This window comes from uncultured Methanobrevibacter sp., assembly GCF_900314695.1.
Lineage (GTDB): Archaea > Methanobacteriota > Methanobacteria > Methanobacteriales > Methanobacteriaceae > Methanocatella.
Genome location: NZ_OMWD01000020.1, coordinates 1 through 23,444, shown reverse-complemented (window position 1 = coordinate 23,444; position 23,444 = coordinate 1). Strand labels below are relative to the sequence as shown.

28 protein-coding genes and 2 tRNA genes are annotated in these 23,444 nt (G+C 33.7%); 12 read left to right on the top strand and 18 right to left on the bottom strand.

Annotated features, from left to right (window positions below; genetic code table 11):
- Positions 1-4: 4 nt before the first annotated feature.
- The 6 genes from cbiQ to QZN45_RS07645 all read right to left on the bottom strand — a co-directional run bounded on the left by cbiQ (position 5) and on the right by QZN45_RS07645 (position 4,385).
- Complete coding sequence (gene cbiQ / locus QZN45_RS07670; protein WP_296812264.1) at positions 5-835, bottom strand: cobalt ECF transporter T component CbiQ; 831 nt, start codon at positions 833-835, stop codon at positions 5-7.
- A 114-nt stretch (positions 836-949) separates the two neighbouring features.
- On the bottom strand, positions 950-1,267 hold the full coding sequence (locus QZN45_RS07665) for a PDGLE domain-containing protein (RefSeq protein ID WP_296812262.1): 318 nt from the start codon (positions 1,265-1,267) through the stop codon (positions 950-952).
- The gene (cbiM, locus tag QZN45_RS07660; protein WP_292609228.1) at positions 1,260-1,892 is read right to left on the bottom strand and encodes a cobalt transporter CbiM; all 633 of its coding nucleotides are present in this window, start codon (positions 1,890-1,892) and stop codon (positions 1,260-1,262) included. Before cbiM ends, QZN45_RS07665 begins: the two co-directional genes overlap by 8 nt.
- Positions 1,893-2,151: 259 nt before the next feature.
- The gene (locus QZN45_RS07655) at positions 2,152-3,429 is read right to left on the bottom strand and encodes an oligosaccharide repeat unit polymerase family protein (RefSeq protein WP_296812260.1); all 1,278 of its coding nucleotides are present in this window, start codon (positions 3,427-3,429) and stop codon (positions 2,152-2,154) included.
- Positions 3,430-3,441: 12 nt separating this feature from the next.
- On the bottom strand, positions 3,442-4,209 hold the full coding sequence (locus QZN45_RS07650) for an adhesin (RefSeq protein ID WP_296812259.1): 768 nt from the start codon (positions 4,207-4,209) through the stop codon (positions 3,442-3,444).
- A gap of 8 nt (positions 4,210-4,217) precedes the next feature.
- The gene (locus QZN45_RS07645; protein ID WP_292609222.1) at positions 4,218-4,385 is read right to left on the bottom strand and encodes a 4Fe-4S binding protein; all 168 of its coding nucleotides are present in this window, start codon (positions 4,383-4,385) and stop codon (positions 4,218-4,220) included.
- Positions 4,386-4,515: 130 nt separating this feature from the next.
- Here QZN45_RS07645 and QZN45_RS07640 point away from each other — a divergent pair, with 130 nt between their 5' ends.
- From QZN45_RS07640 to QZN45_RS07620, 5 genes are all read left to right on the top strand, one after another.
- Entirely contained in the window at positions 4,516-4,869 is a 354-nt protein-coding gene (locus QZN45_RS07640) for a hypothetical protein (RefSeq protein WP_292609220.1), read from the top strand.
- A gap of 57 nt (positions 4,870-4,926) precedes the next feature.
- Positions 4,927-5,009, top strand: a tRNA-Leu gene (locus tag QZN45_RS07635).
- Positions 5,010-5,036: 27 nt separating this feature from the next.
- Positions 5,037-5,109: transfer RNA gene (locus tag QZN45_RS07630), tRNA-Thr, on the top strand.
- Between the two features lie 265 nt (positions 5,110-5,374).
- Positions 5,375-6,343, top strand: coding sequence for a hypothetical protein (locus tag QZN45_RS07625; protein WP_296812257.1), 969 nt, complete (start codon positions 5,375-5,377; stop codon positions 6,341-6,343).
- 8 nt (positions 6,344-6,351) lie between these two features.
- Positions 6,352-7,236 carry a phosphate uptake regulator PhoU gene (locus QZN45_RS07620; RefSeq protein ID WP_296812255.1) on the top strand — a complete coding sequence of 295 codons (885 nt, stop codon included), beginning with the start codon at positions 6,352-6,354 and terminating at the stop codon, positions 7,234-7,236.
- A gap of 32 nt (positions 7,237-7,268) precedes the next feature.
- Here QZN45_RS07620 and QZN45_RS07615 read toward each other — a convergent pair whose 3' ends face one another.
- The 7 genes from QZN45_RS07615 to porC are packed head-to-tail and all read right to left on the bottom strand — an operon-like array spanning position 7,269 to position 11,731.
- On the bottom strand, positions 7,269-8,111 hold the full coding sequence (locus tag QZN45_RS07615) for a fumarate hydratase (RefSeq protein WP_292609215.1): 843 nt from the start codon (positions 8,109-8,111) through the stop codon (positions 7,269-7,271).
- A gap of 49 nt (positions 8,112-8,160) precedes the next feature.
- Positions 8,161-8,400: a 4Fe-4S binding protein gene (locus QZN45_RS07610; RefSeq protein ID WP_292609213.1), complete on the bottom strand. Its 240-nt coding sequence runs from the start codon at positions 8,398-8,400 to the stop codon at positions 8,161-8,163.
- Positions 8,401-8,408: 8 nt separating this feature from the next.
- Complete coding sequence (locus QZN45_RS07605; RefSeq protein WP_292609210.1) at positions 8,409-8,909, bottom strand: 4Fe-4S dicluster domain-containing protein; 501 nt, start codon at positions 8,907-8,909, stop codon at positions 8,409-8,411.
- A gap of 11 nt (positions 8,910-8,920) precedes the next feature.
- Complete coding sequence (gene porB, locus QZN45_RS07600) at positions 8,921-9,790, bottom strand: pyruvate synthase subunit PorB (protein WP_394340026.1); 870 nt, start codon at positions 9,788-9,790, stop codon at positions 8,921-8,923.
- Positions 9,791-9,792: 2 nt separating this feature from the next.
- Positions 9,793-10,941, bottom strand: a complete 1,149-nt coding sequence (gene porA, locus QZN45_RS07595) for a pyruvate synthase subunit PorA (RefSeq protein WP_292609208.1) — start codon at positions 10,939-10,941, stop codon at positions 9,793-9,795.
- A gap of 13 nt (positions 10,942-10,954) precedes the next feature.
- Entirely contained in the window at positions 10,955-11,197 is a 243-nt protein-coding gene (porD, locus tag QZN45_RS07590) for a pyruvate synthase subunit PorD (RefSeq protein WP_292609206.1), read from the bottom strand.
- Positions 11,198-11,209: 12 nt separating this feature from the next.
- Positions 11,210-11,731, bottom strand: coding sequence for a pyruvate synthase subunit PorC (gene porC, locus QZN45_RS07585; protein WP_295116090.1), 522 nt, complete (start codon positions 11,729-11,731; stop codon positions 11,210-11,212).
- A 283-nt stretch (positions 11,732-12,014) separates the two neighbouring features.
- Here porC and QZN45_RS07580 point away from each other — a divergent pair, with 283 nt between their 5' ends.
- The gene (locus QZN45_RS07580; protein ID WP_296812254.1) at positions 12,015-13,619 is read left to right on the top strand and encodes a dihydropteroate synthase-like protein; all 1,605 of its coding nucleotides are present in this window, start codon (positions 12,015-12,017) and stop codon (positions 13,617-13,619) included.
- Between the two features lie 2 nt (positions 13,620-13,621).
- Here QZN45_RS07580 and QZN45_RS07575 read toward each other — a convergent pair whose 3' ends face one another.
- Positions 13,622-13,996: a hypothetical protein gene (locus QZN45_RS07575; protein WP_296812253.1), complete on the bottom strand. Its 375-nt coding sequence runs from the start codon at positions 13,994-13,996 to the stop codon at positions 13,622-13,624.
- 124 nt (positions 13,997-14,120) lie between these two features.
- Between QZN45_RS07575 and QZN45_RS07570 the strand changes: the two genes are divergently transcribed.
- From QZN45_RS07570 to QZN45_RS07545, 6 genes are read left to right on the top strand one after another with little or no spacing between them, the layout of a single operon-like run.
- Complete coding sequence (locus tag QZN45_RS07570; RefSeq protein WP_296812252.1) at positions 14,121-14,975, top strand: MoxR family ATPase; 855 nt, start codon at positions 14,121-14,123, stop codon at positions 14,973-14,975.
- 1 nt (position 14,976) lies between these two features.
- A complete protein-coding gene (locus QZN45_RS07565; protein WP_292609196.1) occupies positions 14,977-16,131 on the top strand; it encodes a VWA domain-containing protein in 1,155 nt (384 codons plus the stop codon).
- A 10-nt stretch (positions 16,132-16,141) separates the two neighbouring features.
- Positions 16,142-17,062 carry a TIGR00269 family protein gene (locus QZN45_RS07560; protein WP_296800544.1) on the top strand — a complete coding sequence of 307 codons (921 nt, stop codon included), beginning with the start codon at positions 16,142-16,144 and terminating at the stop codon, positions 17,060-17,062.
- Positions 17,063-17,266: a MoaD/ThiS family protein gene (locus tag QZN45_RS07555; RefSeq protein ID WP_292882693.1), complete on the top strand. Its 204-nt coding sequence runs from the start codon at positions 17,063-17,065 to the stop codon at positions 17,264-17,266.
- A 2-nt stretch (positions 17,267-17,268) separates the two neighbouring features.
- Positions 17,269-18,129, top strand: coding sequence for a DUF89 domain-containing protein (locus QZN45_RS07550; RefSeq protein ID WP_292609190.1), 861 nt, complete (start codon positions 17,269-17,271; stop codon positions 18,127-18,129).
- Positions 18,130-18,137: 8 nt separating this feature from the next.
- Positions 18,138-18,875 carry an NAD(P)-dependent oxidoreductase gene (locus tag QZN45_RS07545; RefSeq protein WP_292609188.1) on the top strand — a complete coding sequence of 246 codons (738 nt, stop codon included), beginning with the start codon at positions 18,138-18,140 and terminating at the stop codon, positions 18,873-18,875.
- On the opposite strand, the gene QZN45_RS07540 is transcribed toward QZN45_RS07545, so the two are convergent.
- The 4 genes from QZN45_RS07540 to mer form a co-directional block, all read right to left on the bottom strand.
- Positions 18,862-20,139 (bottom strand): adenylyltransferase/cytidyltransferase family protein, encoded by a 1,278-nt coding sequence (locus tag QZN45_RS07540; protein ID WP_292609259.1) that lies wholly within the window; start codon positions 20,137-20,139, stop codon positions 18,862-18,864. The genes QZN45_RS07545 and QZN45_RS07540 overlap by 14 nt on opposite strands.
- A gap of 30 nt (positions 20,140-20,169) precedes the next feature.
- Positions 20,170-20,652: a DUF308 domain-containing protein gene (locus QZN45_RS07535; RefSeq protein ID WP_292609186.1), complete on the bottom strand. Its 483-nt coding sequence runs from the start codon at positions 20,650-20,652 to the stop codon at positions 20,170-20,172.
- A gap of 42 nt (positions 20,653-20,694) precedes the next feature.
- Positions 20,695-21,777, bottom strand: coding sequence for an archaeosine biosynthesis radical SAM protein RaSEA (locus QZN45_RS07530; protein WP_296812249.1), 1,083 nt, complete (start codon positions 21,775-21,777; stop codon positions 20,695-20,697).
- A 137-nt stretch (positions 21,778-21,914) separates the two neighbouring features.
- Positions 21,915-22,877 (bottom strand): 5,10-methylenetetrahydromethanopterin reductase, encoded by a 963-nt coding sequence (mer, locus tag QZN45_RS07525; RefSeq protein ID WP_292882687.1) that lies wholly within the window; start codon positions 22,875-22,877, stop codon positions 21,915-21,917.
- Positions 22,878-23,444 lie beyond the last annotated feature (567 nt).

Sequence of the window (23,444 nt, the reverse complement as noted above, 5' to 3'; positions counted from 1 at the left end):
ACACCTAATTAATTGCTAAATTTTGTCCAATATAACCTAACTGTCCTGAATATTTAATTATGATGATTTCAAGTATTATTGCTATGATGATTATTGAAAGCAGGTATATGTAATCGCTTTTTTCGGGAGATTTTTTTTCATCGAACATTTCAGACGCATCTGAAAAACCACGACTCACCATACTTTTGTGAACACGTTCTCCCTGTTCATATGATTTTAAAAACATCATTCCGATGGTATAACCTACCTGTTTGACTCTCCATTTGTAGGGGGTGTTGTTGGAATGGATATTGAAATTTCTTGACTTTTGGCTTTTTCTGATTGCTGCGAGTTCATCAACAAATAAAAAGAGGAATCTCACCATAATGGAAAGTATCATTGCCAAGTCTCTTGGCATTTTTAATTTTCTAAATGAACTTGCCATCTCTTGAAGTGGTGTAGTTGATGAATAGATAATGATTGCTGTTAGGGATACAATCATACGGGCCAAAAGCAGTATTGCCCAATTGATACCGACATCGGTAATGGTCAGCCATGAATAGCTCCAAATTACATTTCCTGGTTGGACGAATGGTTGGAAAATTATGATTGCTCCACCAAATGGAAGCAGCATTAAAAGCCTCTTTGCAGAATCCCAATATGACAGTTTGGCAAGCTTGAGTATAACCAATAAGAATATTTCAAGTATTATTGGAATAAACAGTTCTTTTGAGATAACGCAAGTTAATATGATAAAAATAGTGGAAATTAACTTTATGCGCCCTTCCAAATTATGTATGGGGCTGTTTTTTGAGGCTAAATCATCAAACCTCATTATCTGTGTTATATCAACCATATGGATTCACTAGTTAAATATTAAAAATTCATCTTATATTATTATTTGGTTATGTCTTTTTGAGTAATTTTCAATTACTTTTAAAAAAAGAAAAAATTATAGAAATTAAAAAATTTAACTTCTATTCTTTTTAACGATGTATGCAACCCCGTATCCTACGCCTAAGGTTATCACTACACCTATTACCAGAGCCACTATTTGCAGTGCTTGGTTATCCGGATCGTTTGCAAATGCATAATCCGGCAGTACCGCTTCAGGTATGCCTTTTATGTCTTCAACTGAGAAATCTTCATCAAGACCTGAGTCTTCAGCTGATTTTTCTAATCCGTCAGGGTCACCAGATGCGATGTATGGTGAAAGGACACAGATTATAACACAAATTACAACTGCAACAGCTATTAATGTCTTGTCTTTTTTATCCATTTTATGCATCTCCTTGATTCCATGCAAGTAGGTCTGGTCTGAATTTGTCTAATGCAGCAAGAACAATAACTGTTAATACTGCTTCGATTATTCCAATAAATACATGGTATAATACCATTGATGGGATACCGATATTCATTGGGAATGTTCCTGCAATACCCATTTCAATAGCACATGCTAAAGCTGCAATTACTGTTGCAAGCCATGCTCCAACACCTGCTGCAGGGTATTTTCCTATAGCTCCGTTTAATCCTTTGAAGGTGTATAATCCAACAAAACCTCCAATGATTGCCATGTTCAATACATTTGCTCCTAAAGCAGTAATTCCTCCATCACCGAATATTAATGCTTGGATGAGTAAAACCACTGTAAATACTAATACAGCAGCTTCCGGAGCTAAAAATACTATTGCTACTAATGCTCCACCAACCATGTGACCACTTGTACCGAATGGAATTGGCATGTTCATGGACATGATTGCAAAAATACCTGCTGCAAGTACTGCTAAAAGAGGTATGCGTTTTTCGTCTAAATTGGATCTTGCCCATTTTACGGAGAAGTATAGAGCAACTATTAAAATTACATAGTATACTATACATTGTGAAATAGGTATAAATCCGTCTGGTATATGCAATTAAATTCCTCCATTATTTCCAAAAGTAATACTTTTTTTTATTTGGTTTATAAACCAAGTATTACTAAAAAGTATTATTCATTCTTTTTTTTAGTAATATCAAGTTAATTGGGATTTTTATTAAGTTTAATGGTTAATAAATCCTGTTCATCTCTTGACATTAAATATTTAAACTGAATTTTAATATATAAATGTTATTAAAGTAATACTTTTTTGTATTATCTTTTAAAAATAGTAATAATGAAAACCTAAAAAAAGATTAGATGTGGCTTCTTTTGATATTAATTAAATAAATGAGAATTGCAATTGCAAAGTATACTATGACTTGAATGTCGAGAAGTCCGGTTTCTACACCTAAAATTGTGTATGTTAAAATCAGTGAGTAAATTCCGATATAGAAGTAATTTTTGGTTTTCTGCATTAGTTTAAATCCTATGCCTAAAATGAAACCTAGGATTGTCATCTCAACAAAGACTCCAACCTTTCCAAAATCAACCACCATTTGCCCGATTAATGTTGGTGTGATTGTCACTTCGGTTCTCCATGCAATAAGCTTTCCAACCATCATCCTTGGCCCCAAATCACTTCCAGGAATTGAACTGGCAAGCATGTGGCCATGGGTCACGCCAAAGTTTCCTCCAATAAAGTCAAGCAAATTCAACACGTGAAGTGTAAAGTCCGCTCTTGTCTGCAGGCTATATATCGGGCTGGTTGATGAGGTTATTGTCAGCTCTCCAAGTGAACGAAAATAACCTATTCCTATTATTGCACCTACACCAACTAATGCTCCAATTACAACTTCCCAAAGAGAAACAATATTTCCATAGAAACCTATGATAATTATGACAAGAAATGCTGCAAGTAGTGGTGTCCTATAACCTAGAAGCAATAATAATGCACAGTCCATGGCGAGCAAAAAAATGAATCTGAATCTTGCCTGTGAACGGGTGATTTTTTCATCCTGATAATCTTTCAGATATGAGCTTGCAACAAGACAGGTTCCTGGAATGATTAAAAATACTGGCATGGTTAATATGGGCTTTAAGAGATATCTAATTGATGGTTTTAAAAGTGGTATTCCTCCTACAGAAGCTATGCTTACAAAGAAAAATACTATGCTGATAAGTATCAAACAAAATCCGATAGAATACATATCTCTTCTTTTAAATTCCAGAATATTTCTTGTGTCATTTAAAAAATATCTTGGAATTACAGCAGATCCAATAAAAAATCCTGCGAAAGCCAACATTAATGTTATGGCCAGGCTGGTCGAAACGGAATTTAAAGCAAGCAATAGAAATATTGCAAAGATAAAAAGCACTATTAAAGGATTGAAAATGTGGTTTTTAAGTATTCTGTTTTTATTTAAGAAATTTAAAAAGTTTTCACTAGGGTATAATTTTTTAAAAAAGCTGTTTACCCACTGGCCTTCAATAAATCCTAAAATGGTAAAGATGATTGTAAATAAAAAAGATTTGCGAAATTCATCACTTACTTTATTTATCAGTGAAGTTAAAGTAGAATAAATCACACTCATGGTTTACACAACTTAAAAATTTCGAATATTTGTAACATCATAGTTATTTTTAATATTTTGCATATCACTGTCGCTGCAATTATAGATTCTGATAGTAATTTTTTCAGTAACGCCACTTACGTTTCCTAAAACACTGTTTCCATCATCCAAAGTTTGCTTATCAGCTTTTGTTATAATCAACTGATTTTCAAATTCGGTGTTGGTGGTTTTAATGGCCAATCGTTTACTGTGCATGCTGATTACATTTTCAAGTTCCTGCATTTTGCCGTTGTTAATAGGATTTGTTGCAATTGTTGTTGAAATATCATAATTGGCATTGGTTATGTTCTTTCTTAAATCGTTTAATGAGGTAATATTTTTGGCATTAACACTGAATTCTGTTAGATTGTCGTAAACGCTGCCGTCAGTTTCTATGGATATCTTGTCAATATAGATATCTGCATTAGGAACATTTTTATATAATCCTGCAAGATATGTCTTGTTATTTGATTCAATAAGAACTCTAACAGTGCTTCCTTCATCTACCCATTTTACAGTGCCGTTTAATGTTGTCTTATTGCCGTTTGTTGAGTTGAAACCTTCGATTGTAGCTTTAACTATATGTCCGTCTTTGTAATAATTTAGGTAAGTTTCAGGTAATTTGTTTATTGTTGATGAATCAAAAGCAGTTTTTCGGATATTTGAGGAGTCATCAGTTGTTATATGTATAAATGCAAATATGACTGCACATATTACCAATATAATTATAATATAATCAACTAATGTAAATTTTATCTTCATATAAATCGTTATTCTTCGTATATGGCTCCAACAGGGCAAACGTCAACGCATTCTCCACAGTTATCGCATTTATTAGGGTCGATGATTATGGTGTATGCTCTTCTTGTAATGGCTTCTTCTACACACACATCAATACAATCTTCACAAACTCCACACTCTTCCATGTCAACTTTCAATTAATACACCAATTAAAATTTATTAAAAAAATATAATTAAATATAATTATCTTAAGATTTATATAGTTTTTTAGTAAATAATTAATTAGGCATTCCTAAATTTCAATGTTTGCAAATTAATGGTGAATCTATGATTTTTAACAAGACTGTTTCAATAATTTTATCCGGATTATTTTTTGTATTTTTAGGCCTTCTGTTTTCAGCGATTTCAGTAATGTTTTTGAAAGGAGGGTTGCTTCCTATAATAGGCCTTGTCATGTTTTTCATATTTTATCTTATCACAAGAATGTTTTACAATTATTTGAGAAATGATGATTTCTATAAAAATACTCGTGAGAGATCCAGTGATGTTGAAGGTGAAAAATACATTACTAAAGGTGAATCTGACCCTAAAAAGCTATTTTTGGTAATCTGGCTTATATTAATATTAATATTGACTTCAGTTTCATTATGGTTGTATTCAATTAACAATGCTTTGGTCTAAATTTTAGGAATTTACCATAACGTTTATATACTATGAAGGATAATATCAATATTGTATGCAAGGGTGCCCGAGCGGCCAAAGGGGGAGGACTTAAGATCCTCTGGTATAGGCCTTCGAGGGTTCGAATCCCTTCCCTTGCACTATTTTATATTTATTTTCTCGATAATGCTTTAGTGGCTCAGCCGGTAGAGCGCCACCTTGGTAAGGTGGAAGTCGGGGGTTCGAATCCCCCCTAAAGCTTGTTTATCTCTATATTTTTTTTAAAAATTTATTTTTCAAAATCATTATAAAAATTTTAATAATTGATTTTCAACATTCAATATTCTGTTATCAGTTTAATTGTAGGTTAATTAGTATATAATTGGTAATTAGTTGATTTTTAATTAAAATTCCTTGTTATTCAAGGTTTTCATAAGAATTTACAATACTTTAAATATTTGAAAAGATAAATTTATTTAAGAAAAAAATTAAATTTTTTAAATAAATTCTATTGAGGTGGGAATATATGAATTATTCTAAGTTAATATTAGTTGGCTTAATTTCAGCATTTGTAGCAGTATTGACTTCCGTTTTGGGAGTTGCGGGTACTGTAATAGGTTCAGTTATATCATCCGTTCTTTACAACATGCTTTCTGAAGCATTGGAAAAACCAGTGTCTGATGTAAAAATTAAACATGATTTCGAATGGGATGTAGCTTATGTATTTCCACTTATAGTTATTTCTCTTATTCAGCTATTGTTGATATGTTCATTTTTAGCCGAATTTGGAATTCTACCGAGTACCTTCCTGAATGCTTATCTCTCCCTTCAAGATTTTGCTAATAATAATCTATACAGGATTTTAGGTCTAGCTTTAATAGTCATAAGTGTTTACCCATTGGTATTGAAACCTGAAAATGTTAAAAAGGTTCATGGGGTGATTATAGCTGCAATAGGTATAGTATTTTTGGCAAGAGGTTTTGTAGATATGGGAAATCAAATCACTGATTTGTATCACCCGATATTCGCAGTTTTTGATTTTCCAATAGCTGTTATTGCATTCATTCTGCTCGTATTTGTAATTGTCAGAATTTTAATGTCCGCCAGGGAATCAGATAATAATTCTAAAAAATATGCAGACAGCATAAATGACGGAAGTTTTGAGGAGAAATATAGCAAATATTTTGAAAATGATGTAGAACCAACTCACAGAAGAGTTGTGCATGTTAGAAAAAATCCTCAAACAGAGAGCACTACATTCAAAAGGAAAATTTCACCAAAAGTAGATGAATATGTTCACAAAAGAACCGCTCATAAATCCAGAATTAAAGATTTTGAAGAAAAATTGGTTGAAAATAAGGGCCATTCCTTTAAACCTAAAGTAAATAAGGTTTCCAATAACGAAAATGCTACTCAAACAGAGTCAGGAATTAACAAGTCTTCAAAAAACATACAATTCGAATCAAATGATTTGCTTGATGAATATAAGAAATAGGGGATAACATGAGTAAAAAGGACCAAACTTTGAAGGAGATATTGGATCTTATTTTATACGAAAATCCAGCTACTCAAGAAGAAATAGCCGAACAATTGGGTATCACTCGCAGATATGTTACTAAATTGTTACAGCCTCTTGTTAAGGATGGTACAGTTAAAAGAGCATACATGATTGATTTGAAAGGTTATGAAAGAATAGCTGAATCTTTGAATGATTATATAAGTCCAAAAGAAACTTCCGGAAATGTTTTGATTAATGATATGTTGAATAATATGGCCAAGCATGTCCATTCCCAACTTGAAGAGTCTTTCAATGCAGTTCTGGAATATGATGAGGAAAAAGCCAATCGCGCTTTGGAAATGGATTATGCTACTAACACTATGGTTGAAAAAATTAGAACATCTGTTGAAACCATTGTTAGTATTGATAAACATTCCGAATTTTCAAAATCAATGCTTTATAATGAAGTAGCATACGATTTGGAAAGGATTGGAGATTACTGCGGTCATATTGCAAAATTTGTTATTAATGATGTTTATGAAATTGATGAAAATATTCTTAAAAAATTAAAAAAGATGTATAAAACTGCTCAAAAGATGATTCGATTAGCTATGAAATCATTTATCGAAGGAAAAACAGAGTTAAAAGATGATTTGATGGAGCTGGAAGATTCTATACACATTCTCCAATCAAAGGCAATTAATTTGATTGCAACTCAAATGGCTGAAAGTTCATTTGATGAAAAAGAGCGTTCAAACTATTTCATTTATCTATTTAGGGTTGTAAAAGCGTTTGAAAGAATGGGAGACATTTCAGTTGAGATTATGGATGTTTCAATTGAGTTTCATGAAAATATTCCAAGGTCAACCACTCCAAGATCTTTCAGATAACTTTTTTTTTTTAAAAAAATTAGGAAATATGATTATTCGTCATATATTCTTCCTGTGGCATGTCTGTCTGCCCAACATTGGACGCAAACTCCTACTGGAAGGCCTGCAGTATGGGTATGTGCTTTTAGGATTTTCACATCTAATGTTGTTGTTTTTCCACCAAGTCCCATTGGACCGATTCCTGACGCATTAATTTCATCTAAAATTTCCTGTTCCAATTTGGCCAATTGTGGGTCTGGATTTCTTTCGCCTACTTTTCCAAGCAATGCTTTTTTACCTAATTTTAGGCATAAATCGGAAGTTCCTCCGATTCCAACTCCAATTACAGTTGGAGGGCATGGTTTTCCTTTAGCTTTCAAAACGGATTCGACAACAAATTCTTTCACGCCTTCTATTCCCTCAGCAGGAAGTGCCATTTTTAATGCATTATTGTTTTCTGAACCGAATCCTTTTGGCAATATGGTTATTTCCAGATAATCTTCATCAACAAGTTCAATATCGATTGGCGGGATGTAATCTCCAACGTTAATGTTTGTATTTTCACGGGTTAAAGGATCAACGATGTTTGGCCTAATTGGAATTTCTTTTGTAGCCTTTTTTATTCCCTCTTCAATTCCGCCGCGCAAGTCTTCAACTTCAACGTTACCTAACTTTACGAAAACTACTGGAAGACCTGTATCTTGACACATCGGAATTCCTTTTTCTTCTGCAAGTTCAATATTTTTTAAGATAGCTTCAATATTTAATCTTGCAAGGTCATGTTCTTCTATTTTAAGAGCATCTTCAAGTGATTTTTTAACATCTTCACCTAGAACAATGACTGCCTCTTTGTAAAGTTCATAAACAGTATCTTTAATTGTATCTTTAGAAATCAAAATAAAACCCTTGTAAATTTTATAATCTTATTTTTTGATTTTAAGATATTTAAATTTTAATTACATTAATTGGGCAAACTTCAACACAGTCTCCACATTTATTGCATTTTTCACCATTTATTGTGATGGCGCCGCCTAAAACTTCAATAGCTCCTTCACTGCAAGCTTTTAGACATGGTGCTTCTGATGGTTGGCAGTGCATACAAAATAAGTTGGGAGTGTCAACATTTGGTGTTTGTTGACAACTTCCGCAGGTTGTACAATTTGTACAATTTCCTGAATTTAACATAATCTATTTTATTCTTCTAAAACAAGTCTTGCTCTTGCTTGACTTGTAATTACATGGACAAAGCCACTTTTCTTGCCTTCCGGTTCATATAATCCAGCCATTTTGGACAAGAATTTTTCTTGATTCTTAGCTTTGACTTTAGCTGGATCAACAACGGAAATAGCTCTTTTAGTACATGCTTTTATACATGCAGGCCCTTCGTCTCTGTCAGCACAGAGGTCACATTTTTCAGCAATGCTGGCTTGGAAAGTCATTGCACCGAATGGACAAACCATTACACATAATCCGCAACCAATACATTTCTCTGTATCGACACTTTCGTCGCTGATTGCATCGGTTGGACAGATTTTAATACATGGTGCACTTTCACAGTGTTGACATACAATGGAATAGAATAGAGAATGATGTTCTATAATTTTTATTCTACTAGCACTGTGAACAGATGCGCACATGCTTTCACAATTGAGACATCCATCACATAAGTTGCTATTTACAGAAATTTTTTCCATTGTTTTTCCTCCTATAAGCCTAGTTCATCGCACTCTGCATCGACATATTTTTGTATTTTATCAATTATTTCATCATTTAAGTGTCTGAATCTTTTTTGTGGGGCTAAATATTCTTTTACAGGTTTACGTTCTTCAGGCCTGTAAGTGATTTCGAATTTGCCGTCCACGATTTCATATAAAATCCAAGATCCAGTTTCAACAGCTAATCTACCCATTTCGATGGTTTTCTCAGAAGAGAATCCCCAACCTGTTGTACATGGTTGTTGTAAATGGATATATGCAGGACCTTTAGTTTCTGCAGCTTTTTTAACTTTTTTAACATAATCTTCAGGGAATGCTATTGATGCTGTAGCAACATAAGGTATTCCATGTGCTGCCATAATCATAGGCATGTTTTTCTTAGGTTTGTCTTCACCAAAACTGGCGCTTCCCATAGGGGATGTAGTAGTTGTTGCACCGAATGGTGTTGCACCACTTCTTTGGATACCTGTGTTCATGTATGCTTCATTATCATAACAGATGTAAGTCATGTTGTGTCCTCTTTCCATAGCTCCTGAAAGGGATTGTAAACCAATATCTACAGTTCCTCCGTCACCACCGAAAGCGATTACATTAACATCTTCTTTTCCTTGAATTCTTAATGCACTTTCAACACCGGATGCAACAGCACCGGAGTTTTCAAATGCTACGTGAATAAATGGAACTTCCCATGCAGTTTCAGGGTATGGTGTAGTCATAACTTCAAGACAACCGGTAGCAGAAATAGCTACAGTATTTTCTCCTAAAGCATTTAAAGCTAATTTGACTGCAATAGATGCTCCACAACCTGCACATCCTCTGTGTCCAGGTGCCAATAAATTTTTATCAGGTATGTCCACCATATCTATTCCTCCTTAAGTCCAATCCATGTGACTTCTTTTTCAGGCACATTTTTAGTTTTCTCATAAACTTCCAAAATTGCATCAGGTGTAATGTCTCTTCCACCTAAACCCGCAATAAATCCGTAAGCTTCTTTGTGTATTTTTGCTTTAATGTCGGTGTATAATGCTCCACCAATACCGAAGGTTACGTTTTTATCAATCACTGCTAATTTTTCACAATTTTTAACTGCTTCGTCAATTGCTTCGACTGGGAAAGGTCTGTAAGCCCTGATTTTAAGTAAACCTACTTTTTCACCTTTTTCTCTTAACTGGTCAACAATAACTCTGATGGTACTGCAAAGTGAACCCATAGCAACTAAAATGATTTCAGCATCTTCAGTTTTGTAAGGTTCAACAAGACCATATTTTCTTCCAAATATTTCTGCAAATTCATCACAGGTTTGTTGAATTACTTCAAGTGAGTTTTCCATTGCCACTTGCATGTCGTGTCTAGCTTCAAGATAATAATCAGGGTCAGCTAAGTTACCAATGGACATTGGGTCTTTTGGATCAAGGTATGCATGTTGAGCATTGTATGGAGGTAAAAATTCATCTACAGGTTCTTGGTCTGGAATTTCTACAGGTTCGACTGTATGGGTTAAAATAAATCCATCTAAACATACCATTGATGGGAGTAATACTTTAGGATTTTCTGAAATCTTGTATGCCATTAAAGTAGTGTCCAATGCTTCCTGTGCATTTTCAACATATATTTGTAACCATCCTGCATCTCTTTGTGCAATGGAATCTTGTTGGTCGTTCCAAATATTTAATGGTGCAGAAATTGCTCTGTTTGCATCAGCCAATACGAATGGTGTTCTCATACCTGCTGCTGCAAATAAAATTTCGTGCATTAACATTAATCCTTGTGAAGATGTTGCTGTAAATACTCTTACTCCAGTAGCGCTTGCTCCAACTGCAGCACTTATTGCACTGTGTTCTGATTCTACTTTAACATATTTAGCATCTATTTTTTCATCAGCAACATATTGTGCTAAATATTCTGAAATTGTAGTTTGTGGAGTAATTGGATAAACAGGAATAACTTGTGGCTTAGCCAATCTTGCAGCTTCTGCAACTGCTTTGTTTGCGGTCATTACTTCTCTTATCATTAAATCACTCTCTTTATTCTTTTACCATTTCGATTGCATCGGATGGGCATTCATATGCACAAATTCCACATCCTTTACAGTAATCATAATCAATATCATGTTGTTTGTTCACGCTGGAATCTGGACAAAATACAATACAATTGTCACAGTCAATACATTTTTCTTTATCCAAGATAGGTTTGAATGTTCTCCAGCTTCCAGTTTTGTTGTTTTTACTACTTCCTGGTGTTGTTATTACACATCCTATATTTACCATCATCTCACCTTTTTACCCCATTTCGTAAGCTTTTTGAGTAGCTTCCGCATTCAATTCACCAATTTTTCCAGGGAAGGTTTCTCTAATCACTTCTACAAGAGATTCAATACTTACTACATTGGTTTTTTTAGCAAAATATCCTAGGATAATTGTGTTTACAATATTACGTCCTAACATATCAAGTGCAATACCAGTTGCATCAATATCGTATACTTTGTGTTCTCCACTGCCTTTAAATTCTGTAGTGTTAATAATAACTTCGGTATTGTCTTTAATTCCTGAAAATACGTCCACTACATTCAATAAACCATCATCTAAAACTAAAACATAATCCGGGTTATAGATTTGGTATCTCAAATCGATTGGCTCATCATCAATTCTTGTAAAAGCCATTACTGGAGCTCCTCTACGTTCAACTCCAAAAAATGGGAAAGCTTGAACATATTTTCCGTCTTTGAATGCTGCTTTAGCCAAGATTTCAGCAGCAGTTACGGAACCTTGTCCACCTCTTCCATGAAAACGAATTTCAATCATTAATTTTTCCTCCATATATTTATCATGTATAATCATTATAAATTCTAAAATATATAAATTTTATGTAATTTTATTATTTTTTAAGTAAATTTGTTGGTTAATTTTGAATGAATAATTAGATTTTTGTTTATCCTTTTAATAAATCAGTTTATGTCTTTATTATATTTTCTAGAATTTATTATAAGTTTTTTAACAATTCTTATTATTGTTGGATAATTAATTTTCAAAGAGTTAATATAATAATTATTTAATAATATATTATTAGAAAATGTGTGGGGAGAACATGAAAGTTTTAATAATCACTGGTGAGTTGGCATATCCTTTAATCAAAGAAGTAGTTTCAGATTCAAAACAAGATATAATAGTTCATATTGCAGACAATACTCAGGTTGCTGCATTTTTAACTCCTAGACAAATAATTAAGGAAGTAAAAAATAACTTTTCAAATCAATTGGATGAAATTGACATGATTTTGGTTCCTGGATTGATTAAAAAAGGAACAAAAGAAATTACAAAAGAACTTGGAATTCCAACATTTAAAGGATCTACAGACGGTGCTGATTTGGCAATGGTTTTAAATTTAATAGGAAACATTGACCTTTCTGAAGATAAACCTGCAGATAAATTGATTGAAGAAGAAAAAAGAAATGAGGCATTCAAATTTATTGAAGAATTTGAAAAAGACCATGAAACTATCGCCAAACTTCTTGAAAAACCTAATAATATTTTAATTGGAAACCTTCCTGTGGGTGAGGATTTCCCAATGAGAGTTTTATCAGAAATCGCCAATGCACCATTCCTATCCAAGGAAGCATTGATTAACAAATGCCAATATTTTGTTGATTCCGGAGCGGATATGATTGACATTGGAATGGCTGCCGGTGAGGATTTTTCAGATAAAATTCCCGACCTGATAAAAACGTTGCGCCCAATTGTCGGAGATAGGCCATTGAGCATTGACACTTTAAATCCTAAAGAAATCAAAGTTGCAGCTGAAAATGGGATTGATTTTGTTTTGAGTTTGGATTTGGGGAACAATTCTGAAATTAAAGATTTGCTGATAGAAAAAAATATTCCTGCAGTGTTGCTTCCGACCAATTTTTCACAGGGTAAATCTCCCAAATCCCCTTCTGAAAGAGTTGAAGCTATGCATCAGTTAATCAAGGATACTGAAGGTTTAACATATGTTGCAGATTTGATTTTGGATCCGGTCAACAGTTCAAGTATTGTCGAATCATTTATAGCTTGCCATGAATTTCATAAAACCAATAAGGCGCCAATGTTTTTTGGTGTAGGCAATGTCACTGAATTAATGGATGCTGATTCTGGCGGTGTAAATGTATTGCTTGCTGGAATTGGTATGGAATTGGGTGCAAGCATTCTGTTTACTCCTGAAGAAAGTGGTAAAACAAGAGGTAGTGTCTATGAATTGGCTACTGCATCTAAAATGATGTTTCTTGCAAAAAATAGAAAATCTATCCCGAAGGATTTGGGAATTAATATGGTCGTATTTAAGGATAAGCATAAACGAAATGATGTAATTGTTAATGAGCTTGATGGAGTTCCTGAAATCAAACAGGAAAGGCCATTGAAATTTATTAGGGATAAGGCAGGAAGCTTTAAAATCACAGTTGACTATGGAACTACCGTAAGTGAAAGTCGCATCATAGCTACTCATTTTAAAAAGAATAAGGCTGATTTGGTAATCACCGGCCATACTGCAAAAGAAATATATGAAGAAATAATTACAAAAGAATTGGTTACCCGTATGGAACATGCAGCATACTTGGGTTCTGAACTTAAAAAAGCAGAAATTGCAATGGTTACGGGTAAAGATTATGTTCAGGATTTTGAATTATTCAAAAATCCTGACGATTTAAAAAAATAGTTTTAATCAAAGTCGCCTGAATTGGCAGCGTCTGCAGATTGTCCTGCTTGAGGAGTGCTACTTGATTCACTTGAACTTGCTTGTGATGAAGAATCTGAACTTGATTCACTGCTTGATCCTGAATCACTGGAATCCTCGCTAGGAGCAGACATTCCAGTATCGCGGACTGGACCGTTTGATTCACCAGATGAAGAATCGCTTGTAGCTGTTGAATTTGCAGTAATATTTTTAGTATGTGTTGTATTTGAAGCTGTTTTGTTTACAACAGGGTCACTATTATTTAAGTGCATTCCTACGCCAGTAACAAATACGGCCACTACAGCAACAATAATGATAAGAACTACTAATGCAATAATAATCGTATTTTCTTTTTCCATCTTTTACCTCCATTTTTTGTCTATATTATTAATTTAATAATTCATTTTATAAAAAGTTACAATAAAGTTTATATGATTTTATAATTAAATTTTATGTATAATTAAATTTTATGAAGGTTTCACATTGCAGGTTGATAACATTTCTATAAAAGATATTGACAAAAGATTATTGGATGCGGAATATGTCTCTAATGACGAAATTTCAACTACTTTATATTTGGCGTTATTTCTTCAAAAGCCAATGCTTATTGAAGGTCCTCCGGGAGTAGGTAAAACAGAACTTGCCAAAGTAATAGCTAAAACTTTTGAAAGGGATTTTTTCAGAATACAATGCTATGAAGGCATTACTTTTGAACAAATTGTCGGCGAATGGAATTATCAAAAACAATTGTTGCATTTGGAAGCTGCAAAAAATGATTCAAATGGTGAAGATAAAATTTTTGATGAGGAATTTTTTATTAGAAGACCATTGCTTAATGCATTTTTAAATAAGAACGATTCAGTACTGTTGATAGATGAAATTGATAAGGCTGATGAAGAAGTGGAAAGTTTTCTGCTTCAGGCATTGGGCGAACAGGAAATTACCATTAACGATTTAGGAACTTTTCAACTTGAAAATGATTTGATTGTTATTTTAACATCCAATTCTCAAAGATCTCTGCTTGATGAAACTAAAGACAGATGTTTGTTCTTATATATTCCTTACCCTACTGTTGAAAGGGAAATTGAAATTGTCAAATCAAAAATACCTGAAGCTGATGATGAAACCGTATCAACCATAGTTAATCTTGTCCATAAAATACGCAATCTCAATTTAATGAAAAAACCTTCTGTAAGGGGTACTGTCGATTGGGTCAGATCTGTTTCCAATCTGGGAACTAAAGATATGGACAAGTCTTTAAAAGACAGTATTGGTGTAGCCATCAAAAATGAAAGCGATAAAAAAAGAGTTGTTAAGGATATTTTAGATAAAAGATAAAATGATTAATAAAATTGCAACTTTATCCGCTCAGCTTAGGCAAAAGGGGCTGCCGGTCAGTGTAAGAAGCACACAATCAGCAGTTCAGGTTTATATGGCTTTGGGTGAAGATGACAGGCAGCTTTTGAAAAACGCATTGATGTCGGTATATGTCAAAGACAAATACGATATTCCAAGATTCAATAAGGTTTTTGATGGAATCTTTAAAAAGGAAGTTAAAAAGGAAAATCCAAAAAAGGATATGCGCGGAACTGCATATAAGGGTGCCGGACCCAAATCCAATAAGTATGTCATCAAAAAGAACAATAATGCTTTCAGAAAATTAAATAAGGAAAGAATCAACAATGAAAAGCTGAAGATGTTGTCCGGCCAACCGCTTCTTGAAGAGGTCAAGCAGCTTGAAAGAGACGGCGAGCTGATGAACAAGGATTTAACCAAGCTCAACAGGTTCGACCCGCGTATGCTTGAAATCTGTCAGAGATTAGGTAAAAGAATTGCAAATAAACGTTCAAGAAGGAAAGTTCAAACCAACACCAATAAAATTGATATTAGGCGGACCATCCGGGCTAATCTGAAGTATGGTGGCGTTCCATTTGAGCTTGTTAAGGCAAAACCGAGACCACATAAAAACGAGCACCTGTTTTTAAATGATATAAGCGGTTCATGTGAGTGGATCAGCAGCTGGTTTTTCATGCTTATGTTTTCAGCCCAAACAGCATTCAAAAAATCAAGAACATTCGAATTTGACAATAAGGTAATTGAAACCACTCATGCACTAAAGGAAGAATACCTATTGGATTCCTTTGTTAAAGTTAAGGACTTGAGAGTTAAAAACATGATGGTTCATGGAACTTCAGACATGTACTCTTCATTCACACAGTTTCAGGACATGGCAAAAATCAACAATAAATCTTATGTAATCATATTGTCTGATTGCCGTGATTGGTCAGGACCTAAAGTCAATGGAAAACCTGCAAGTGTTGATGTGCTTGAAGAAATTGTAAGGGATTCCAAAAAGGTCATCATCCTGAATCCTGAAGATAGAAATAAATGGGATGTAGTTGACAGCTGTGTTTCACTGTATCAGGATGTTGGAGCACAGGTCTTTGAGGTAAATACTTTAAACCAATTGGCTCAATTTGTAGAGCAAATGTAGGTAGTATAAAATGAAATGTAGTAAATGCAGCAATCCAAAAGTTATTATTAAACGAGAACAATCCGGTCAGCTATTGTGCAAGGACTGTTTTATTGAATCAATTGAAAAAAAAGTTATTAAAACAGTTAGAAAAGAGAAATTGCTGGACAAGGGAGACAAGGTTTTGGTAGCTCTTTCAGGCGGAAAGGATAGTGTAACCACATTGGAGATTCTTAACAGTTTTCGCAAAATGAATGTCATCGATATCTGTGCCGTAACTGTTGACGAGGGAATTGACAATTATCGCCAGGATGGCGTGGATATTGCAGTAAGACATGCGGAGCGCCTTGGTATTGAACACAAGGTTGTGTCTTTAAAGGAGGAATACGGCATCACTTTGGATGAGATAATGCAAAGGGAAAATCATAAGGGCTCATGCACATATTGCGGAGTATTCCGAAGAACAATCATTAACAAGGCAGCTCGTGAAATGGGAGCAACTAAAATTGCAACCGGGCATAATTTGGATGATGAAGTGCAGGCCATCATGATGAATTATCTTGAAGGAAACACTGACAATCTAACCAAATTAGGTGCAAAAACTGAATCCAAAGCTGAAGAATTCACAGTTAAAATCAAACCGTTAAGGGAAATTCCGGAACGTGAAATAGGTATTTATGTCGTTGCCAAAGAATTGGAAGTTCATTTTGACAGCTGCCCATATGCGATGCAATCTTTCAGAGGTGAAGTTTCAGAAGTCATCAACCAATTGGCAGAAAAGCACCCTACAATAAAATACTCAACTCTGAGAGGATATGATAAAATCAAGGGAATCTTAAAGGAAGAGCTTAAAAAAGATTATGCTCATGGCAGATGTGAAAGATGTGGTGAACCTTCTGCAAACAGATTATGCAAAGCATGTTCATTTTTAGAAGAATTGGGATGTGATTAAATGTCATTTATTTTAAAATATAAAAGTATTGATGAGAAAAGGGATTTACCCAATGATGATTATACAATAAAAGATTTATTAAACGATATGGATTTGTCTCCACAAACCATTGTATCAAAGCAGAATGGCGATTTGGTCATTGAAGATACGGTAATCAATGATGGTGATGAAATTCAATTAGTTCAAATTATTTATGGTGGTTAATATTGAAGATTAGTTATGAATGTGGCCCTTGTTTTTTAAGGCAGGCTCGTGAAGCAATGGATTTGTCCTGTGATGATGATTTGCTTAAAATTGAAATCATGAATGATATATTTAATTTTTTGGCGGATAACTTTTCAAAAGACACCAATTCCAATAAAACAGGGTCCATGATGCACAATATTATCAAGAGCAAAACAGGCTGTGAAGATCCATATTTTAGGGAAAAAATCCAAGGAAATGAAATAGCTTTAAAATATTTGCCTATTGTAAAGGAAATTCTCAAAGAAAATGACAGTTTGGAAAATTATGTGAAGATAGCTATCATAGGTAATATCTTGGATTTTGGAGCATTCACATTAGATGATGATATAGATGCAATAATAAATGATTCCTTAAATGATGAACTTGCCGTTAAGGATATTGTTGAATTTGAAAATTCACTCAAAAAACATGATAAAGTATTGTATTTGGTGGATAACACTGGCGAAATAGTCTTTGATAAATTATTGATGGCAAAAATTAAGGAATATGAATTGGACATTACAATTGCAGTTAAATCAGAACCTATCTTAAATGATGCATGCATGAAGGAAGCTCTTGAAGCAGGCCTTGATGAATTTGGAAAAATTGTGGAGATTGGTGCTGGAACTGTAGGTTATGTTGACAGTGAAATCTCAGATGAATTTAGGCAGATATTTGACTCTCATGAATTTGTCATATCCAAGGGAATGGGCAATTATGAAGGACTGACTGAAATCGACTTATCTGATAAAGATGTTTATTTCTTATTATGTGCTAAATGCAATACTATTGCTCGTGATATTGGTGTCAATTTAAAAGATATGCTTCTTTTTAAAAAATAAGTGATTTTATGATAATTGGTTTGATTGGCTTTGGAAAAGTTTGTCAAAATCTTGTAAAGTTAATTAAATTAGATGATATTAAATTTATAACATCCAAAGAAAACAGGTCAAAATCCACTATCGAATCCATTGACAATTCGGATGTGGATGTGGTGTCATCTTTTAGGGAGGTAGCAGCCAAATCGGATTTATTGATTTCAGCCACATCTCCAGCATCATCCATAGAGATAGCTAAGAAATACGGTAAATGCGTGAAAGGAATCTATTTGGATTTAAACAATATCTCTCCAGAGTCAACTTTAGAAATTGACAAATATGTTGATAATTTGATTGATGGGGCAATTATTGGAAAAATTGATTCTGACAATCCAACACTTTACATTTCAGGTAAAAGCGCTGATGAATTGTTGTTTTTGAATGATTTTTTGGATGTTGTGGTGATAAGTGATAAAATCGGTGATGTTGCTATTTTAAAATTACTCAGAAGCACTTATACCAAAACACTTTCAGCACTTCTGATAGAATCTTATCAGATTGCTCAAAATTATAATCTGGAAGATGAATTTTTTGATGTAATTTCCGTAACTGAGGGTGGTGACTTTAAGAACCGTTCATTGTCCAGAATCAAAAACACTTTAGCCAATTCAAAAAGAAAAAGTGAAGAATTAAATGAAATTATCGAGTGTTTCAGTCAAAACGAACTAATAATGGTTAAAGCTGCTTTGGATAAATTCAGCCGATTGTAACCATAACTTTAAACCCTTTTTTAGCTTTTTTTATAGTTCCGTTAACCGGAATAAAATGAGAATCCATAATATATCTTAAATATGTCACTTCACGTGCAGGCAATCTTAAATTGGTTTTTATCTTTTTTCCTTCACTTTTGAACTGAACTGAAATTTTTCCTTTTTTGTCAACATACAGGTCAGTGGCAATGCCTTCTTTGGTGATTTTGCTTTCAAATTTGGTTAAGTTAAGTCCCGCTTCCAGAGTTGACGGGGCATCAACGGCAATGTTTTTGCTTCTAAACTCATCATTAGCTTCACGAGCACTAACACCTTCATCTGTCATGCTTGCAACATACCATGCTCTGTCAATTACCTTTTGAACTTTCTGATTTTCTGGAATAACTCCTTTTTCTTCATAACTTTTCATAAGATCCATTACTTCTTTTTTGCTGACATTCATTTCAATGGAACTGATGGCTAGGCGAGTCATGACCGGACCATATTCAGACCTTCTGAAAACTGCCCAAATTGATTCTGGGTCTCTGTAAACTCTTCGTTTAATAATTTCATTAATGGTTTTCCCATTCAGGTAAGCTATTTTTTCTAGATTTCCTCTGGAATATGTGTTCATTCTTTTATATATTTCGTCCCAATTTCTATTGCCCGGAACATTGCCCAAAGCAATTTCCCGTTCAAGAATTTCAACAGTGGTTTTTGGGAGTACTTTATAAATATTTGATGGAATGGACATTCCATTATCGATAATTGACTGTCTAATTAATCTTCCGGAGTATTCGGATTTATTCAACTCCTTCACTACATGGAAATTTAATTTGGATCCTAAAAATTCATTTAATGCATACCAACGAATTTCATTTCTGTTTGTATAATGTTTTGGCATTCCAACGAAGTTGCCTTCATCAATGAATTTTTGAGCTTTGGATTTGATTTCATCAAGGCTGATGCTTGCTGAAGTAATATAATCTGTAACTCCATCATCAATCATTTGCTGGAGTCTTATTGGGACGCTGTATGATAATATAAGTCTGTGGTGCAACCCTTCAAATGATTTGACTTCGTCTGCACCTAAAGCCAGTGCCATTTCACGACGGGCTTCAAAATTTACAAAAAATGGGGCATGATTCGCACTAAATCCCTTATTCAGATAGACAACTACCTTTTTGCCTTCACTGTCTGCAATTTTACATGCTTCCTTGATTAATTTTTCATGACCTTTGTGAACAGGGTCAAAATCAGCGCTGATTCCAATCAATATAAACACCAAAAAAAAAAGAAATTATATGGATAGTCTTTAGCCATCCATCAGCTTTAAAATTCCGCTAATCACTAACCATGCTCCGATTAATGTACCAAGAACAATAGGATCAGTAATGAATGTTCCAATAATCAGGTATAATAATCCAAGAACTACTCCAGCTATTCCAATGTAAAAACCATATCTTGTGCTACGGTTATTAATTAATGAAACAAGTCCAACAACAATCAACATTATTCCAGCAATATATAATGTCAATCCTGCTATAACTCCAAGGAATGCTGGATTGTATATTAAAAAGATACTTAACAGCAATAGTATTAATCCCAAAAGCAAATTCAATATTGCTCCGGTTTTATTGTAATCAATTATGCTGGTTCCAACGATAAGCAAGTATATGGATACTAATAATACTGATAAGCTAATTAAGCCATTAACGCCAACAATTCCCATTACTGGAAATATTATAATAAGTAATCCTAGAATAATGGCTAATAAACTAATGAATTTAGTTTTCATATAATTTTTCCTCCTAATAACTATTTACTATTTTAAATTATATTAATATAATGGAATGTGTTTTATTTCAACGGTTGATGAGTTCATATCACTATTTTCTATTTCAGCTAACCATTCTTCTTTACATTCACAGTCATATTCTATTTTACTTTGTGTTAAATTATTGGCTATTATCATATGTTTTAAATCTTTATTGCATTTTTTACAATTGTATGGGCCTCTTCTTGAACCAAATCCTGATGTGTCCAAAAGTGCAGGTATGTCCAACTCATCACGTACTGTATTGATTATTTCAATGCAAGACCAGATCCATGGTGGCTGATATGCGCCTTGTCTCCATAATCTTTCGATAACTGTTCCTCCATGAATTGTTGCAGGGCAGAATGAAAGTCTGTTTACTCCAATTGAATCGCAATATCGAGCAGTTTCTATTGCTTCATCAATTGCCTGTGCTTCAGAAATTAAAATTGGCTTTACAAAGATGTATGCTTTAGATTTCAAATTGTATCCTTTGTTTTCAGACATGTTTTGCATTAATTTGACTGCATTTTCAAAGTCTTCTTTTGTAAAACCTTTATTGATTTTATTAAGTCGTGTATAATCATTTGAAGTTTCAAGACCAATGCTTACTTCAAATAATGTATCTCCTATAATTTCAAAAATTTCATCAAGTACATCCTCTTTTACATATTCTGGCCGTGACTCAACAATAATCTCTTTGACATTTCCAAGGTCAACCAATGTTTTCAGAATTTCATCACGGGCATCTTTAGGAAGTTCATATGGGTTTAAGAAGCTGCCTGATGCAAAGAGTTTAACTGAAATCTTATCTTCCTCAGCTATTGGATGTCTTTGTAGGTGTTCGTTAAAAATTCTAAGGATTGTTTGTGTATCGATTGGCTCCAGAGTGCAATCTGATACGTAGCTGCACATTGTACATCCGCCACTATCTCCAAGTGCCCATGCACAGCCTGGTGTTGGCAATATGATGAATAATGTTTTTGAAACGCCACTGTATGTTAAATCATCATTGTACCAGCTGGCACCAACCTGTTCTGGAGTCTTTGGATCTTTTCGCTCAAAAGCCCTTTGTCTGATTTCTTTACATAAATTTTCAATTTCCATTATAATACCTGCAATATAATAAATGAATATTATATAATTATGGTTTTGTTATAATTAAAAATTGTGTTAGAAAAATAGTATGTTATTAAGTTGTGTATAAAGGTTTAAAAAAATAAAAAAAGAAAAAAGTAGCAAGTTTAGAAACTTGCGATTACTTCTCCTAATAATTTAATGGATTCTTCTACGTCTTTACCTACAGGGGATCCTGCTACGTATTGAGTTACACCCATTTCAGCTAAGCCTTCAATTTTAGGGATGAACTCATCAGGAGTACCACATACGGAAAATGCGTCGAGTGCTTCATCGGTTACAGCACCAATAGCTCCGCCGAAGTCACCTTTAGCTAAGAATTCACCCATTTGGGTGTTGAATCCATCAGGTAATCCGTGTCTTTCGATAACTGGAGGTGGTGAACCTGCTGCAATAAATGCAACTACGATTTTAGCTGCGTTTTTAGCTGCGTCTGAGTCTGGTCCGATAGAGGTTGCAGTGTATGCACCTACGTCGAATGCTTTGTCTCCACCAGCTGCTTCAAGACCTTTTTTGATCATTGGCATAGCTGCTTCATAATCTTTAGGGTTGGAAGCGTTAATTAATACACCGTCTGCGATTTCTCCAGCGGTTTCTAACATTTTAGGTCCTTGTGCACCCATGTAAATAGGGATTGCATCTTGTACTTTTTTAACTCCACCTAAAGCTGCTCCAGCTTCAGTTTTTTCACCTGCTAATAAGGTGTTAATGTCAGCGATTGCTGCTTTGATAGTGGATACAGGTTTAGTCCATTCAATTCCTAAAGCATCGAAAGTTGCTTTGTCACCAGGACCAATACCGAAGGTTGCTCTTCCTTCTGAAATTTCGTCGATAGTAGCGATTGCAGAAGCGGAAATTGCTGGGCTTCTTACGTATGGGTTGGTTACACCAGGACCCATTTTAATGGTTTCAGTTTCAGCTGCAATTAATGCTAAGGTTTCGTATACGTTTTTGTTGTTGTAGTGGTCAGTGATCCATGCGTATTCAAAACCGACATCTTCTGCTATTTTTACTAATCTTACGAGTTCTTTTAAAGGTATTTGAGGTACGAATTCTATACCAAATTTCATAATTTATCACCAATAATATCTTTGGTTAGCCTATATATAAAGTAATTATTATTTGAATTAGATAGAAAGTTTTATATATTATCTGTTGGGGATGTCTTGAAATATTTATAATATCAAATATGGTATTAATTATTTTATTTTTTGTAATACTTGATTGTTCGATGGAAGTATGACGAAACTTTTTATTAAATGTTATAGTTATATTTGATAATATTATCTTTTTTAAAAATATACGTTCATATGATTAGTAAAATACAAATTTTATAATTTTATATTTGTATTTAATTATTTAAATATTAATTGCAATGATTTTTAATTGAATTTGTTAGTATAATTTCCGTCTGTATTAGATGTGCTATATGTTTTATGGCGTTGGTTTAAGTCATATTGTATTTACAATTCTGACTATGATGACTGCTTTTCCGCATGTAGCTATATTTTATCATATTTATTGTATTAATTAAATTATTATTATAATGAATGTGCTTTTGTGAGTACTTGAGTTTTTCGGGTATGATGTAAGTTTTGTAGATGTGGTGAAATTTGATTATAGAAACTTTTATATCA

Coding starts and splice junctions, on each gene's coding strand:
- cbiQ (WP_296812264.1), bottom strand. CDS start 835: ATGGTTGATATAACACAGATAATGAGGTTTGATGATTTAGCCTCAAAA.
- QZN45_RS07665 (WP_296812262.1), bottom strand. CDS start 1,267: ATGCATAAAATGGATAAAAAAGACAAGACATTAATAGCTGTTGCAGTT.
- QZN45_RS07655 (WP_296812260.1), bottom strand. CDS start 3,429: ATGAGTGTGATTTATTCTACTTTAACTTCACTGATAAATAAAGTAAGT.
- QZN45_RS07650 (WP_296812259.1), bottom strand. CDS start 4,209: ATGAAGATAAAATTTACATTAGTTGATTATATTATAATTATATTGGTA.
- QZN45_RS07640 (WP_292609220.1), top strand. CDS start 4,516: ATGATTTTTAACAAGACTGTTTCAATAATTTTATCCGGATTATTTTTT.
- QZN45_RS07625 (WP_296812257.1), top strand. CDS start 5,375: ATGAATTATTCTAAGTTAATATTAGTTGGCTTAATTTCAGCATTTGTA.
- QZN45_RS07620 (WP_296812255.1), top strand. CDS start 6,352: ATGAGTAAAAAGGACCAAACTTTGAAGGAGATATTGGATCTTATTTTA.
- QZN45_RS07610 (WP_292609213.1), bottom strand. CDS start 8,400: ATGTTAAATTCAGGAAATTGTACAAATTGTACAACCTGCGGAAGTTGT.
- QZN45_RS07605 (WP_292609210.1), bottom strand. CDS start 8,909: ATGGAAAAAATTTCTGTAAATAGCAACTTATGTGATGGATGTCTCAAT.
- porB (WP_394340026.1), bottom strand. CDS start 9,790: ATGGTGGACATACCTGATAAAAATTTATTGGCACCTGGACACAGAGGA.
- porA (WP_292609208.1), bottom strand. CDS start 10,941: ATGATAAGAGAAGTAATGACCGCAAACAAAGCAGTTGCAGAAGCTGCA.
- porD (WP_292609206.1), bottom strand. CDS start 11,197: ATGGTAAATATAGGATGTGTAATAACAACACCAGGAAGTAGTAAAAAC.
- porC (WP_295116090.1), bottom strand. CDS start 11,731: ATGATTGAAATTCGTTTTCATGGAAGAGGTGGACAAGGTTCCGTAACT.
- QZN45_RS07580 (WP_296812254.1), top strand. CDS start 12,015: ATGAAAGTTTTAATAATCACTGGTGAGTTGGCATATCCTTTAATCAAA.
- QZN45_RS07575 (WP_296812253.1), bottom strand. CDS start 13,996: ATGGAAAAAGAAAATACGATTATTATTGCATTAGTAGTTCTTATCATT.
- QZN45_RS07565 (WP_292609196.1), top strand. CDS start 14,977: ATGATTAATAAAATTGCAACTTTATCCGCTCAGCTTAGGCAAAAGGGG.
- QZN45_RS07560 (WP_296800544.1), top strand. CDS start 16,142: ATGAAATGTAGTAAATGCAGCAATCCAAAAGTTATTATTAAACGAGAA.
- QZN45_RS07555 (WP_292882693.1), top strand. CDS start 17,063: ATGTCATTTATTTTAAAATATAAAAGTATTGATGAGAAAAGGGATTTA.
- QZN45_RS07545 (WP_292609188.1), top strand. CDS start 18,138: ATGATAATTGGTTTGATTGGCTTTGGAAAAGTTTGTCAAAATCTTGTA.
- QZN45_RS07535 (WP_292609186.1), bottom strand. CDS start 20,652: ATGAAAACTAAATTCATTAGTTTATTAGCCATTATTCTAGGATTACTT.
- QZN45_RS07530 (WP_296812249.1), bottom strand. CDS start 21,777: ATGGAAATTGAAAATTTATGTAAAGAAATCAGACAAAGGGCTTTTGAG.
- mer (WP_292882687.1), bottom strand. CDS start 22,877: ATGAAATTTGGTATAGAATTCGTACCTCAAATACCTTTAAAAGAACTC.